13 protein-coding genes are annotated in these 12,458 nt (G+C 76.0%); 8 read left to right on the forward strand and 5 right to left on the reverse strand.

The features are described from left to right. The first annotated feature begins 54 nt into the window (after nt 1-54). A complete protein-coding gene (locus ACIQCH_RS17275; protein ID WP_402581612.1) occupies nt 55-822 on the forward strand; it encodes a hypothetical protein in 768 nt (255 codons plus the stop codon). 80 nt (nt 823-902) lie between these two features. Here ACIQCH_RS17275 and ACIQCH_RS17280 read toward each other — a convergent pair whose 3' ends face one another. Continuing rightward, nucleotides 903-1,700 (reverse strand): SGNH/GDSL hydrolase family protein, encoded by a 798-nt coding sequence (locus ACIQCH_RS17280; protein WP_402581614.1) that lies wholly within the window; start codon nt 1,698-1,700, stop codon nt 903-905. 195 nt (nt 1,701-1,895) lie between these two features. Here ACIQCH_RS17280 and ACIQCH_RS17285 point away from each other — a divergent pair, with 195 nt between their 5' ends. From ACIQCH_RS17285 to ACIQCH_RS17295, 3 genes are all read left to right on the forward strand, one after another. Further along, nucleotides 1,896-2,324, forward strand: coding sequence for a hypothetical protein (locus tag ACIQCH_RS17285; RefSeq protein ID WP_402581616.1), 429 nt, complete (start codon nt 1,896-1,898; stop codon nt 2,322-2,324). A gap of 180 nt (nt 2,325-2,504) precedes the next feature. Further along, complete coding sequence (gene sigK / locus ACIQCH_RS17290; RefSeq protein ID WP_402581618.1) at nt 2,505-3,095, forward strand: ECF RNA polymerase sigma factor SigK; 591 nt, start codon at nt 2,505-2,507, stop codon at nt 3,093-3,095. Then, a complete protein-coding gene (locus tag ACIQCH_RS17295; protein WP_402581620.1) occupies nt 3,095-4,135 on the forward strand; it encodes an anti-sigma factor domain-containing protein in 1,041 nt (346 codons plus the stop codon). The genes sigK and ACIQCH_RS17295 overlap by 1 nt, the downstream gene beginning before the upstream one ends. A 112-nt stretch (nt 4,136-4,247) precedes the next feature. Here the strand turns inward: ACIQCH_RS17295 and ACIQCH_RS17300 are convergent, their stop codons facing one another. Next, entirely contained in the window at nt 4,248-5,219 is a 972-nt protein-coding gene (locus ACIQCH_RS17300) for a DUF1648 domain-containing protein (RefSeq protein WP_402581622.1), read from the reverse strand. A 140-nt stretch (nt 5,220-5,359) separates the two neighbouring features. Further along, on the reverse strand, nt 5,360-5,707 hold the full coding sequence (locus tag ACIQCH_RS17305) for a GntR family transcriptional regulator (protein WP_402581624.1): 348 nt from the start codon (nt 5,705-5,707) through the stop codon (nt 5,360-5,362). Nucleotides 5,708-6,026: 319 nt separating this feature from the next. Between ACIQCH_RS17305 and ACIQCH_RS17310 the strand changes: the two genes are divergently transcribed. The 3 genes from ACIQCH_RS17310 (at nt 6,027) to ACIQCH_RS17320 (ending at nt 9,465) form a co-directional block, all read left to right on the forward strand. After that, complete coding sequence (locus tag ACIQCH_RS17310) at nt 6,027-8,186, forward strand: choice-of-anchor A family protein (protein ID WP_402581625.1); 2,160 nt, start codon at nt 6,027-6,029, stop codon at nt 8,184-8,186. Between the two features lie 44 nt (nt 8,187-8,230). Further along, nucleotides 8,231-8,986 carry an IclR family transcriptional regulator gene (locus ACIQCH_RS17315; RefSeq protein ID WP_402581627.1) on the forward strand — a complete coding sequence of 252 codons (756 nt, stop codon included), beginning with the start codon at nt 8,231-8,233 and terminating at the stop codon, nt 8,984-8,986. Between the two features lie 152 nt (nt 8,987-9,138). Continuing rightward, a complete protein-coding gene (locus ACIQCH_RS17320; RefSeq protein WP_402581629.1) occupies nt 9,139-9,465 on the forward strand; it encodes a putative quinol monooxygenase in 327 nt (108 codons plus the stop codon). Here the strand turns inward: ACIQCH_RS17320 and ACIQCH_RS17325 are convergent. Together ACIQCH_RS17325 and ACIQCH_RS17330 are read right to left on the reverse strand one after the other, a co-directional pair. Continuing rightward, the gene (locus tag ACIQCH_RS17325; RefSeq protein WP_402581630.1) at nt 9,449-10,402 is read right to left on the reverse strand and encodes an arylamine N-acetyltransferase; all 954 of its coding nucleotides are present in this window, start codon (nt 10,400-10,402) and stop codon (nt 9,449-9,451) included. The two genes, ACIQCH_RS17320 and ACIQCH_RS17325, sit on opposite strands and share 17 nt — an antisense overlap. A gap of 175 nt (nt 10,403-10,577) precedes the next feature. Then, nucleotides 10,578-11,351 (reverse strand): alpha/beta fold hydrolase, encoded by a 774-nt coding sequence (locus tag ACIQCH_RS17330; RefSeq protein ID WP_402581632.1) that lies wholly within the window; start codon nt 11,349-11,351, stop codon nt 10,578-10,580. Nucleotides 11,352-11,855: 504 nt separating this feature from the next. Between ACIQCH_RS17330 and ACIQCH_RS17335 the strand changes: the two genes are divergently transcribed. Beyond that, entirely contained in the window at nt 11,856-12,335 is a 480-nt protein-coding gene (locus tag ACIQCH_RS17335; protein WP_402581634.1) for an RICIN domain-containing protein, read from the forward strand. Nucleotides 12,336-12,458: the final 123 nt, after the last annotated feature.

Below are 12,458 nucleotides of genomic sequence, written 5' to 3' on the forward strand. Positions count from 1 at the left end.
GACGCCACCGCCGTCAGCGCCACCGCTGTCAGCGCCACCCCCTACCGTCCGGGCATGGGGATCTATCTCGTGGGCGTCCACGAACGGGACTGGCGCGGCGACGACTGCGCCCCGCCGAACGAGGCCGGGCCCGAGGACCAGTACGACCAGGCCCCGTACCGCCAGGGCCAGTACGACGAGGACGAGGACGAGGACGACGAGGGCGAGGACGACGAGGGTCAGCGGTCGCTCGCGGCGGCGCTGGACGCGGAACTCGCGCGGCGCGGCCTGCCCCCGTACTCCTTCCCCTCCGAACCCGCGCAAGCATCGGGCCCGCCACCCGCCGGGCGGTGGCGCCGCCGCGCGTGGTGGCCGCGGCCGACGGGCCAGGGCCGCCGGCGGTCGCCGGCTCCGGAACCCGGCTTCGAGGAGAAGCTGGTCGCGGGCCCGGACGGGTTCACGGCCCTGTGTGCCGCGCACCTGACGCCGGCGGAGCACGATGCCGTGTGCGGCTGGACGGTGCTGGTCCCCCTGCCGCTGACCGAGGCGCTACGGCTGCCGGTCACGTCCTCGTTCTCCGACGAGGCGGTGGTGGCGGGAGCCGAGGCCGCACGCGCGGCCGCACGCCGACTGGCGCTGGCCGTGTCACTGCCCGCCGAGGTCCCCTCCGCCGGCACCCGACTCGCCCTGACCGCGTGGTTCCTGGACGGCGGGGCCGCGGAACTGGCCCGGGCGCGGCCGGGCCCCTGGAGCCGGGACCTCGACGCGGCCTTCCACATCGCGCTCTACCTGCGGGCCGCGGAGTACGCACTGCGGCACGGCTGCCCGATCAGGTACGCCTGAGTCGGCCGCGCGGCCCGCAGCCGCCCCACCACCGCCGCCGCCACCGCCACCGCCACCACCGTCGCCAACTCCTGCGGAACTCAGACCCCTTCGGCGCGCAAGGGCAGCAGCCGGGGTCGCTTGGCGGTGCGGCCGTCACCGGACGAGCGGCCGAGCAGGCGGCGCAGCAGCCACGGGCCGAGGAAGCCGGCCGCCCAGCGGAGCTCGCCCGGCGCGGCCCGCCAGCCGGTCGGGCGCGGGACGGCGGGGGCGGGCAGCGGACGGGTCCATGCGTCGTCACTGCCCGGCAGGCCCAGGGCGTGGGCGAGGGCGGCCGCGATGCGCTCGTGCCCGAGCGGACTGGCGTGCAGCCGGTCCACGCTCCACAGGCGGGGATCGGTGACCACCGCGTGCCGGCCGATCTCGACGAGCGTGACGCCGTGCCGCCCGGCCGCCGCGCGGATGCAGTCGTTGAGGGCGTCGACCCGGGTGCCGAGCGGCCGGGCGAGCGGGACCAGGCGGGTGACGTCGGGGAACGTCACGGTGACCACACGGGCGCCCTGGGCGGCGAAGGCGGCGTACATCGCCTCCAGGTGGCCGGCCACCGCGTCGGGATCGAAGCCGGGTCGCAGCAGGTCGTTGACCCCGGCGACGACCGTGACGAGGTCGGGGCGGAGGGCGAGGGCGGGGGCCAACTGCTCCTCGCGGACCTGGTGGGCCAGGCGGCCGCGCACGGCGAGGTTGGCGTACCGCAGGCCGGGCTCGTGGGCGGCGAGGAGCTCAGCGAAGCGATCGGCGCAGCCGCGCAGGCCGGTGCTGTCGTCGCCGTCCCCGAGGCCCTCGGTCTGACTGTCGCCCAGGGCGACGTAGCGCTGGTAGTGCGCGGGGGTGCCGGTCATGCGCCCGACGATACTCAACAATGCGACTATTCAGAAAGGTGAGTGAGGGGGCGGTCCGGGGAGATTCTCGTCGCCGGGGCCGTCCGCCGGCCCCCTCGGCTACGAATCACTGGTACACCCCGCGGGTCGCTCCCCCGGGGCGGACCGGAAGCAAGACGAAGGAAGAAGACCAAGGAAGACGAGGAGGTGCCGGCCATGACCGGGAAGCTCGGAGTCCGACGGCTGATGGTCAGCGTCGCCGCCGCGGGTCTGCTCGCCGGTGGCGCCACTGCGGCCGGGATCGGTGCGGCCACGGCCGCTCCGGCCACGGGGACCGCGGCGGTGCAGAAGGACCACGACAGGTCCGACCGGTGCGAGTGGAAGCACGGGCACTGGCAGAAGAAGTGGATCAAGGGCCACTGGGAGAAGAAGTGGGTCAGGGGCGACTGGTCCCAGGACCGTGACTGGAAGCAGGGCCACCGGGACGACGACGGCAGGTGGCACGACGGCCACTGGGAGTGGAAGCACCACGACAAGGGCCACTGGACCTGGGTGTACGTCCCCGGCCACTGGACCTGGGTCTGGGTCCAGGGGCACGTGGTCTGCAAGGACCGCTGGGGCCAGGGGGACGACTGGAACGGATGACCGGCCCTGGGGACGACCGGTCCGCCACGTGACCGGGAAGTCCACCCCCGAGGACCGCGGCTCCGGCCGCATCACCGTGGCCACACACGGCCCCGGTGATGCGGCCACCGGCGAATGGTGCTGGCATGGGAGGGGGCCGGTGTCGCCGGCAGTCCACGAGGGGAACGAGGTGCGCTGAGTGTGTCCGCCGGACGTCAACGGTCCTCCTCGGGGGACCGCAGAACAGCGGGGTCGGAGCTCGACGAACTCCTGGAGCGGACGGCGGACGGCGACCGTGAGGCCTTCACGCGACTGTACGAGGCGGTCAGCCGCCCTGTCATGGGGATGGCGTGCACCGTGGTCAGGGACGTGGCCCAGGCCGAGGAGGTGGCCCAGGACGTCCTGGTCGAGGTGTGGCGCACGGCCGGCCGGTTCCGGGCGGAACGGGGCAGCGCCATGGCCTGGGTCCTGACACTGGCGCACCGGCGCGCAGTCGACCGGGTGCGGTCGGCGCGGGCGGCCGGCGAGCGGGAGCGCCGCAGCGCCGTACGGGACTGGGAGCGGCCGTTCGACGAGGTCGTCGAGGAGGTCGAGCGGCACCTGGAGCACGAGCGGGTGGGGCGCTGCCTCGCGGAGCTGTCGCGGGCGCAGCGCGAGTGCATGGTGTTGGCGTACTACGCGGGGCTGACCCACCGCGAGGTGGCGGCGGCGCTGGCGCAGCCGGTGGGCACGGTGAAGGCGCGGCTGCGGTCCGGGCTGCGGCTGCTGGGCGACTGCCTGAGGAGGCCGTGATGGTCGCCGGCGGGCCGCACGACGCGGTCGGGGCGTACGTGCTCGACGCGCTGCCCGAGGACGAGCGGCGGGCGTTCGAGGACCATCTCGCGACCTGCCCGGAGTGCACCCTGGAAGCGGTCGAACTGGGCGCGGTGGCGGCCCGCTTGGGCGCGGGCCTGGAGGCGGAGCCGCCGCCGGCGCTGCGCGGGCGGGTGCTGCGCGCGATCGGCACCGTACCGCAGGAACGGTGGCCCGCCGTCGGTGCACCGGAGCCGCCGCCCGACGGCGCCGGGGCGGGTACGCCGCCCGCCGGGGCCCGTCCGGTCGGCGGGGCCCGTTCGGTCGGCGGGGCCCGCTCCACCGCCGGGGCGGCGGAGCATCCGACCGCCACCCCCGGGGCGCCTCCGTCCGGCAGTGCCGCGGAGCGACCGCACCGGGGCACGGGTCGTGCCGCCCCGCCGGCGCCGGGGCGGCCGGGCTCCCCCACCCGTCGCCGGACCCGCCGGCGCGTGGCGGTGGCCGTGGGCGCCGCCGTGGCGGCCGTACTGGCGCTGGCCGGGGTGGCGTTGTGGCAGCACGGCGAGGCGCGGGACGCGCACGCGGTGGTGCGCCGGGCCGAGCAGCAGGTGTCGGGGGTGGCGGACGTGCTCACGGCTCCGGACGTGCAGCTGAACACCAAGGAGCTGGTGGCCGCGGGCCGCTCCACGGTGGCGGTGTCGCGGCACCGGGACGCCGCGGCGTTCTTCGCGACCGGGCTTCCGAAGCTGCCCGCGGGCAAGGCGTACGAGCTGTGGTTCAGCGACTCCGGCGACTACCGGCCGGCGGGCGTGCTGGCCGGCTCGGGTGACCGGCAACTGCGCCTGGTCGGCCCGCTGGCCCGGGCCACCGCCGTGTGCATCACGGTCGAGCCGACCGGGGGCTCGCGTACGCCGACGAGCCCGGTGGTGGCCTGGATCGGCGTGCCCCACCTGCCGGAAACCCCCCTCGACCCGGCGAACCCGTCCCCGACCGACGTCGAGGACTACCCCGAGCCGGCCGCCGGACTGTCCTCGGACTGATCCGGCACCGGCTCCCCGCGCACGTGTGGTCCACGAAGGCGAAGGCCAAGGCACAGGCAAAGACGAGGGTGGGGCGAGGGCGGACCCGAGACGGCGCGGTCGGCCCTCCGGGTCAGCCGGGCGGCCGGGCCGTCAGGGCGTTGAGCAGGGCGGCGCCGCGGGCCGCGTCGTCGACGGAGACGGCGAACTCCGCGCCCGTGCGCGGGCTGACCACCAGGCACTCCCCCGCGCGCAGCATGACCGTGGTGCCGTGACCGCTGAGGCGGTATCCCCAGCCGCCGACCTGCACGGGCCGGCGGGTCTCGACCCGGGCCGCGGCGACGTCCTGGACGGCCCAGCGGCGTACCGGTCGGCCGAGCGGTCCGAAGGCCACCTCCAGCCCCCGCTCGGTCACGCGCGCGGTCACCGAGGAGCAGCCGGCCCCGGCCAGCGCAACCACGGCGAAGGGCGCGCCCACCGCCCAGGCGGCGTCCGTCGCCCCCGCCGCGGCGGCCGCCAGGGCGGCGAACGCGACCACGCCCGCGACCACGCCCAGCAGGGACAGCCAGCGGTTCGAGGTGCGCGAGAGCCAGACCAGGCGGGCCCCGTCGGGCAGTTCCACGGCCGGTCCGGCGGCGGGTACGTCCCCCGGTGCGGCTGCGTCCCCCGGTGCGGTCGCGACCGCCGGTGCGGGTCCGGGCCCCGCGCCGCGCCGGGCGGCCGCCCACCCGAGCACCCCGGCCAGCACCGCGGACGCGGCGCCGATCGCGACCCCGGCGGCCACGGATCCGGCCTGCCGCCAGTCCGCCCGGTCCAGGTTGGCGCGCACGACCGCGGCCTGGACGCCGGTCAGGAACACCGCCGCCGCGGGCAGGACGGCGCCGAGCCCGCCACGCGCCGGCAGGGCACCGCGCCGGACGGTGAGCCCGACGGACAGGACGAGGACGGCCCACGACAGCGCCGGGAGGAGCGCCGCCGCCCACAGCGGCATCGAGCCGTCCGGTCCTGCGGCGCCCCAGTGCGTGGCGAGCCGGTCGGGGAGCCGGCCCCCGACGGCGAGCGGCAGCCCGGCGAGCACCGCACCGACGCCGGCGGCCCAGGCCACCGCGGTCCATCGGGGGTCTCCGGCCGGGCGCGGGCTTCCGGTCCGACCGGGCCCGCCGGCCCGCGAGCCCCCCGCACCCCCGGCCGGCGAACGCCCTGCGCCGCCTCCCGCCGCGGCTGCGCCGCGCCCCCCGCGGTCCGTCACGACAGCCCCCTGATCATCTCGATGAGGTCGGTCCTGCTGTAGCCCAGCCGGGCCGCGTCGGCCACCAGCCCACGCACCTGGTCGAGGAGCGTCGAGCGCCGGTCGGCGCCGGCCGCGACGGTCACTCCGCGGCCGCGCCGGAACTCCAGGACGCCCTCGTCCCGCAGGGTGCGCAGCGCGCGCAGCACGGTGTTCGCGTTGACGCCGAGCGCGGCGGCGAGGTCCCGGGCCGGCGGCAGCCGGTCACCGGGGGCGCACTCGCCCTCGGCGACGGCGCGCCGGACGGCGCCCGCGACCTGCTCGTGCAGCGGGGCTCCGTCGGCGGCGTCCAGTCTCAGCAGCATGACGCCAATGAGATTAGCACCATTCACACCACTCACATGATCTACGCGGTGGTGGCGCTCGCCGTCGCGAGGCCGGTCGGACCCGGCCCGCCGGCCCGGGCCGGACGGACCCGGGCGGGTGACGCGGGAGCGGAAGACGGGCGTATGGGGAGTGTCGGCCGGCTCCGCCCCGGACACCGGGCCGCAGCCTGGCAGCCACCGCACCGCACCCCGTGCGCCCACCCCCACAGCGGGCCCGGCGGGCGGCCGGCCGGTCCGCGAGGGCGACCGGGACGACGTACGAGAAGACGCGAGGGCAGACCACCAGATGCACGGACACATGAGGGACGGACGGCGCGCACCGGTGCCGCGCTGGGCGCTCGGGCTCGCCGCGGGGGCCGTACTGGCCGCCACCACGCCCGCACTGGCGGCCGGCGCCGGCCCGGACGGGACCGCGGCGCGGCCGGCGGCGGGCGTCCCGGGGCGGGCGGCCGCCGCGGCGGCGTTGCCCGGCGGGCTCGGGCCCTGCATCCCGGGCCGGTGCCCCGACCCGTTCCCCGCGGTGTCCGTCGGCACCGAGGCCAAGGGCGAGGACCGCAACGTCAGCATCTTCGTCGGCGGGGACTTCAGGGTCCGCGGCCGGGCCGCCGAGGCCGAGGGCAAGGTCGTGGTGCTGGGCGACTTCGACCAGGACAAGGACCCGGCCGGCAGCAGTGTGTACAACGTCGGCATCGTGGGCGCGGGTTCACTGGTGCGGCCGCCGCTCGGCTCGGACTTCCTGACCACCGGGGGCGACGTCACCGTGGCGGCCGGCGAGCGGCTGCTCGCGGACGGCGGAGTGGTGCGGCACGCCGGCGCACTCACCGGGGTGGCGACCGGCACGCCGGTGCGGGACACCGGCGCGGCCCTCCCGTACGCCGGGCTGGCGCCCCGCCTGACCGCGGCGAGCAGGTGCTACGCGCGGGTCGGCGACGGCCCGCGCCCGAGCACCGGCACCGCGGCCAACAACGGGTCCGCCACCGTCTTCACGGGCGACGGCACCTCCGCACTGCAGGTCTTCAACGTCGACTTCGACATGGTGGGCGCCACCGGCGGGCAGCAGGGGCTGGAGTTCCGCGGCATCCCCGCGGGCTCGACGATCCTGGTCAACGTCCTCGGCGCGACGCGCACGATCAACACGTACGTCGGCGACAGCCCGTACCGGGACCGGCTGCTGTGGAACTTCCCGGACGCCACCACCGTGAACCTGACCGGCACCGGCCAGTTCCAGGGCAGCGTGCTCATCGGCCAGGGCTCGTCCCAGGCCACCGTGTCCCTGCCGGGGATGAACGGCCGCTTCTTCACCGCCGGCGGGCTCACCCACACCTCGGCCACCTCGGGCGTCGAGTTCCACGCGTACCCGTTCAACGGCGACCTGCCCGCGTGCGGGGACGAGCCCGAGCCGACCCTCGGCGACGTCTCCGTCCTCAAGGAGGACGCGGGGACCCGGGCGCCGCTGGCCGGGGCGCGCTTCGAGCTGTGGCGCGAGACCAACGCCACGCCCGGCCTCCAGACCGGCGGGCCGACGCCGGACACCCCGGTGGGAGACGCCTGTACGACGCCCACGGACGGCATCTGCGTACGACGGGTGCCGCTGGGCACCTACTACTGGCGCGAGACGGCGGCCCCGGACGGGTACTCCCTCCCGGACCCGGCGGTCTTCGCCCTGCCGGCGCTGACCGAGGAGAACGCGAGCGCGGGCGTCTCCGTGACCGCGGCCAACACCCGCACCCCCGACCCCGGGCCGACCACCGGCCGGGTCCGGGTCCTCAAGGTCGACGCGGAGAGCCGGGCGCCGCTGGGCGGCGCCGCCTTCACGCTGTGGCGCGAGACCAACGGGACCCCCGGGCTGCAGACCGACGGGACGGCGCCGGACACCTCGGTGACCACCTGCACGACCTCGAGCGGCGACGGCAGCTGCACGTCGGAGCTGCCGCTGGGCACCTACTACTGGCAGGAGACGGCCGCGCCGACCGGGTACGACCTCCCCGACCTGCGCGTCTTCGGGCCGCTGGTGCTGTCCGCGGACAACGCGGCGGACGGGGTGGCGATCACCGCCCCCAACACCCGGCACGTGCCGCCGGAGCCCCCGTACGAGGGCCGGATCCTGCTGCTGAAGACCGACGCGAAGACCGGCCGCGCACTGGCCGGCGCCGTCTTCGCGCTGTGGCGGGAGACCAACGGCACGCCCGGCCTCCAGAACCGCGGCACCGGCCGGGACCTGCTCGTGGACGACGGCTGCGCCACCGACGACCAGGGGGCCTGCACCTTCGACGCGCTGGTCGCGGGCTCGTACTACCTGGTCGAGACCGACGTGCCGGAGGGGTACGCCTTCCCGGACGTCCCCGTCGCGGGCCCCTTCGAGGTCTCGCAGCGCAACCCGGACCGGACCGTTACCGTGCGCCTGGCCAACAAGCGCGGCTACGACGGGGGGAAGGGCGACCGGCCCTCGGTCGCGTAGGGTCGGGGGCCGGGAACGGGCCCGAGCACGGGGGTGGGGCGAGGATGCCGCAGGGCGGACCGCAGTCGGTGGACCGGGCGCTGGCCGTGCTGGACGCGGTGGCCGAGGCGCCCGGCCCGGTGAGCGCCAAGGCACTGGCCCGGCAGGTGGGGTGCGCGCTGTCCACGGCGTACCACCTGCTCGGGCCGCTCACCGACCGCGGGTACCTGACCCGGACGCCGCTCGGATACGTGCCCGGGCCGCGCATCCCCGGGCTGCACCGGGCGCTCCGCCGGCACCTCGGGACCGCGGACGGGCGGGCGGACGGCATGGCCGAACTGCTGTCCCGGGTGCGGCGGGCCACCGGCGGCGAGGCCTACCACACGGCGTACCAGGGCGGCCGGATCACGGTGGTGGACACCACGGCCCCGGTGACCGACACGGCCAACCCGTTCGCCCCGGGCCGCGAGCTGCGCGCCCACGCCACCGCGCACGGCAAGGCGCTGCTCGCGGAGCTGCCACGGGCGCTGCGCCGGCGGTACTTCGACGAGCACGGGATGGCCCGGCTGACCCCGGCCACCATCACCTCGGCCGAGCGGATGGAGGCGGAGCTGGCGCGGGTCCGGGGGCAGGGCTTCGCGGTCTCGATCGGTGAGGCCGACCCCGCGTACACCTGCCTGGCGCTCGCCCTGCCGGGGGCGGCCGGGGCGGGGACGGACGCGGTGCACGCGCTGTCGGTGTCGCTGCCGACGGCGGAGTACGGGCGCCGGCCGGACGCGGTCCGGCGGGCCCTGGCGGAGGCGGCGGCCGGCCGGCTGTGAGGCGGGCCGGGCCGTGACGGCGGCGGGTCCTGGCGGCGGGCTCTGGCGGCGGTGGTGCCGGCCGACTTCGCGACCGGCCGGTTTTCCGGCAGGGCCGGAAAACCGCGGCGGCGGGCGTGCTTCGCGGGGCGCCGGATGCCAGGCTGGACGGCATGATCTTCATCGCCGTCAGGTTCACCGTCCGCCCGGAGCACGGCGACGACTGGCTCGCCATCGTCGACGACTTCACCCGCGCCACGCGCAGCGAGCCGGGCAACCTCTTCTACGACTGGTCGCGCAGTGTCGACGACCCCAACCAGTACACGCTGCTCGAGGGCTTCGCCGACGCGGCGGCGGGCGCGGCGCACGTCGCCTCCGACCACTTCAAGGCCGGTATGGAGGTGATGGCGGGCGCCATCGCCACCAAGCCCGAGATCATCCACGTGGAGGTGCCGGGGCAGGGCTGGAGCGAGATGGCCGAGCTCACCCCGCGGGCCTGAGGGGTCCCCGACCGCCCGGGCGCGAGCCCTCCGCCTCCTGGGCGGAGGGCTCGACCAGTTCCCGGAGGCGGGTGATGTCCGCGGTGTCGAGGACGATGCCGAGACGCTCCAGGATGCCCGGGAGGTCGTCCGCGGTGACCTCGGTCGTGACGACCGAGCCGTCGGGCCTGCGTACGCTCCAGGCCGTCCCGTCGATCCGGTAGGCCGCCTCCGCGGTGAACTTCTGCGCGAAGGGCCGGGTCACGAAGGGCGACCGGGGATGGGTGCTCACGTAGTGGCTGCCCACCTCGTAGTCCACGGCGTGGTGCGGGGCGAGGGTGAAATGGTGCCGGTCGAGGCGGCCGTCCTCGTTCCGGCGGCCGTCCTCGCCGCCGTCGTACAGCGTCCACAGGTCGGTGCCGGACGGGTCGGGGGTGCGCTCCAGGCGGAACCACCAGCCCCCGGTGGAGACCTCGGCCCCGTCGACGAGCTCGGGCGGGGTGAGCGGACCGCTGCCGAAGCCGACGTCGCACAGCCAGGTCCGGACGGGACCTCCGGGGACCTCGGCCGCCGGCACGGCGAGCAGCGCGTGGGTGGCGGGCAGGGGTCTGCGGGCACCCAGCGAGACGCGGGCGTGCAGGCCCCGGGGGGTGAAGCCGAGGGCCTCGAGGGCGGCGGCGAGGAGCAGGACATGCTCGTAGCAGTAGCCGCCGCGCCGGCGCCGCACCAACTTGTCCTGGAGGGCGGGCAGGTCGAGGAGGATCGGCCGGCCCAGCATGATCTCGAAGTTCTCGAACGGGATCGTGGTCAGGTGCGCCCGGTACACGTCGAACAGCGTCTGCCGGGTCGCGGTGCGCGGGCCGTCGTAGCCGATCCGTGCCAGGTAGGCGTCGAGGTCGAGCCGCGCCCCCTGCCAGGGGGTCTCGGCGGTGTCCGGGGTGGGCGCGGTCGAGGACATGGCGGTTCCGCTCCTTGGGGCGTGGTGGCGTTGGTGGGTGGCTTCGGGCTCGGTTCGGGTCCGGGGTCGGCTCGTGTCTCGGGACGGCCGGCGTCTCGGGCGGCTCAGGTCTCCGTCCCGGGTTCCTGGTCCTGGACCTGGACCTGGACCTGGACCTGGACCTGGTCGGGGAGGCTCACACGGTGAGGAAGTCGCGGACCACCTTGGTGAATTCCTCCGCCTGCTCGAAGACCACGATGTGGCCGGTGTCGAACTCGGCGTACTCGCTGCCGCGGATCCCGGCGTGCAGCTCGCGGTGGTTGGCCACCGGGATGGTGGCGTCCTGGGCGCAGCCGATCACCAGGGTCTCGGCCCGGACGCGGGGCAGCAGGTCACGGACGTCCAGCCGCAGGTTGAGGTCGATCTGACGCAGGACGCCGGGGGTGGGCCGCATGAAGGTGGTGTTGAGCTCGACCGCTTCGCGGCCGATGCCCTGCAGGTGACCGCGGCTGAAGGCGGTGAGGGTGGCGTAACGGCCGAAGGCCTCGGGGTTGTCGGCGATCTGCAGCCACACGGTCATCATGTTGCGCAGGTACTCGTCGTCGGGGTGGCTCCAGCCCGCCACCGCGACGAGGCGGCGTACGAGGTCGGGGCGCCGGGCCGCGACGGCGACCGCCAGCGGGGCGCCGAGGGAGAAGCCCATCACGTCCGCGGGGCCCAGGTCCGCGTCCTCGATGACGGCCTCCACCTGACCGGCGATCAGGTCGACGGTCAGCGCGCCGCCGTCGTCCTCGGCGGCCTCGCTGCCGGACAGCTCCGGGAGGATCACGGTGTGGCGGTCGGCGAAGGCGTCGACCAGGTGGTCCCACATCATCGAGCCGGGTCCGGTGCCGTGGACGAGGACGAGGGCGGGGCCCTGACCGACGACGCGGTAGGGGATGCGGGCGGTGCCGACGGTGGCGACGGGCATGACGTTTCCTTCCGACAGGTGCGGGTGCTTTCCGGTCTGCGGGGCCGGTGTCCCTCCCCGCAGAAATGAAACTACACCGTGCAGTGCACTTTGTACACCGACGAGTGCACTTTGCTCGCGGGCGTCAGGACGGGGACCGAACGGGCTGCTGGGCGGGGCGTCCCGGGACAGCGCGCGGGACGCCCCGGCCGGCGTCCCGGGACAGGTGCCGCGTCCCCGGGACGTCCCGGGGACGGCCGGACCGACCCGCGGCCCCCGCCCGGCCCCTACTGTTCCGTCGTCCCCACCGGGTCCCGCCGCACCAGCCGGAGGGCAGGACCGGCCGTTCCCGCACGGGAACCACCACCCCGTACAGGAACGGCCCCACCCGCCCCGAACCCGGACCGCGTCACGCCGCCTCGGGGACACCGCCCGAACTCCGCCCCACCACCCGCCGTGCGCCCCGGCGCGCACCGGGCGTCGACCGACCCGTGATCCACTCCCACCACCGACCTACGGAGATCCATGAAGCGCATCGCTCGGGCCCTGGCCACCGCCGGCGCCGCCGCCGCCCTCGTCGTCGGACTCACCACCTCGGCCCACGCCGACGGCTGGGTGACCTGGAAGCACGAGTTCTCCGGCAAGTGCCTCGGCTTCGACAGCCTGATCCCCCTCCACCCCAACGACGTCCGGTTCTACGACGGCTGCGATTCGTACGGCGCGCAGTGGTACGAGGTCTACAACAGCAACGACGGCACCTACTCGCTCAAGACCAAGGAGAACACGGACGCCTGCCTCACGGCCTACTGGGACCACGACGTGTACGTGGAGAGGTGCAACGGCAACGACTACCAGCGCTGGTACGAGGTCCGCACCAGCGAGGGCTGGAAGCTCAAGCACAAGGCCACCAGCCCCTCGAACGGTCCCGCCCAGTACCTGGACGGCGACGGCAGGAGCATCTACACGCACGACGAGAACAACAGCCGCTACCAGCTCTGGCACTGAGCGGTCGTGGGGGGGGGCCCGCCCCCCCCCCCGGGCCCCGGGGGGGGCCCCGGGGGGGCCCCCCCCCGCCCCGCCCGGCCCGCCCCCCCCCGGGGGCGGGGGCGGGGGGGCGGCCCCCCCCCC

The organism is Streptomyces sp. NPDC093225, from assembly GCF_044753805.1.
In the GTDB taxonomy this organism is placed as follows: domain Bacteria; phylum Actinomycetota; class Actinomycetes; order Streptomycetales; family Streptomycetaceae; genus Streptomyces.

Excerpts from the sequence above, each read along its gene's own strand:
- ACIQCH_RS17320 (WP_402581629.1), top strand. The coding sequence starts at position 9,139 with ATGATCTTCATCGCCGTCAGGTTCACCGTCCGCCCGGAGCACGGCGAC.
- ACIQCH_RS17275 (WP_402581612.1), top strand. The coding sequence starts at position 55 with ATGGGGATCTATCTCGTGGGCGTCCACGAACGGGACTGGCGCGGCGAC.
- ACIQCH_RS17330 (WP_402581632.1), bottom strand. The coding sequence starts at position 11,351 with ATGCCCGTCGCCACCGTCGGCACCGCCCGCATCCCCTACCGCGTCGTC.
- ACIQCH_RS17295 (WP_402581620.1), top strand. The coding sequence starts at position 3,095 with ATGGTCGCCGGCGGGCCGCACGACGCGGTCGGGGCGTACGTGCTCGAC.
- ACIQCH_RS17310 (WP_402581625.1), top strand. The coding sequence starts at position 6,027 with ATGAGGGACGGACGGCGCGCACCGGTGCCGCGCTGGGCGCTCGGGCTC.
- ACIQCH_RS17285 (WP_402581616.1), top strand. The coding sequence starts at position 1,896 with ATGACCGGGAAGCTCGGAGTCCGACGGCTGATGGTCAGCGTCGCCGCC.
- ACIQCH_RS17280 (WP_402581614.1), bottom strand. The coding sequence starts at position 1,700 with ATGACCGGCACCCCCGCGCACTACCAGCGCTACGTCGCCCTGGGCGAC.
- ACIQCH_RS17335 (WP_402581634.1), top strand. The coding sequence starts at position 11,856 with ATGAAGCGCATCGCTCGGGCCCTGGCCACCGCCGGCGCCGCCGCCGCC.
- ACIQCH_RS17325 (WP_402581630.1), bottom strand. The coding sequence starts at position 10,402 with ATGTCCTCGACCGCGCCCACCCCGGACACCGCCGAGACCCCCTGGCAG.
- ACIQCH_RS17305 (WP_402581624.1), bottom strand. The coding sequence starts at position 5,707 with ATGCTGCTGAGACTGGACGCCGCCGACGGAGCCCCGCTGCACGAGCAG.
- ACIQCH_RS17315 (WP_402581627.1), top strand. The coding sequence starts at position 8,231 with ATGCCGCAGGGCGGACCGCAGTCGGTGGACCGGGCGCTGGCCGTGCTG.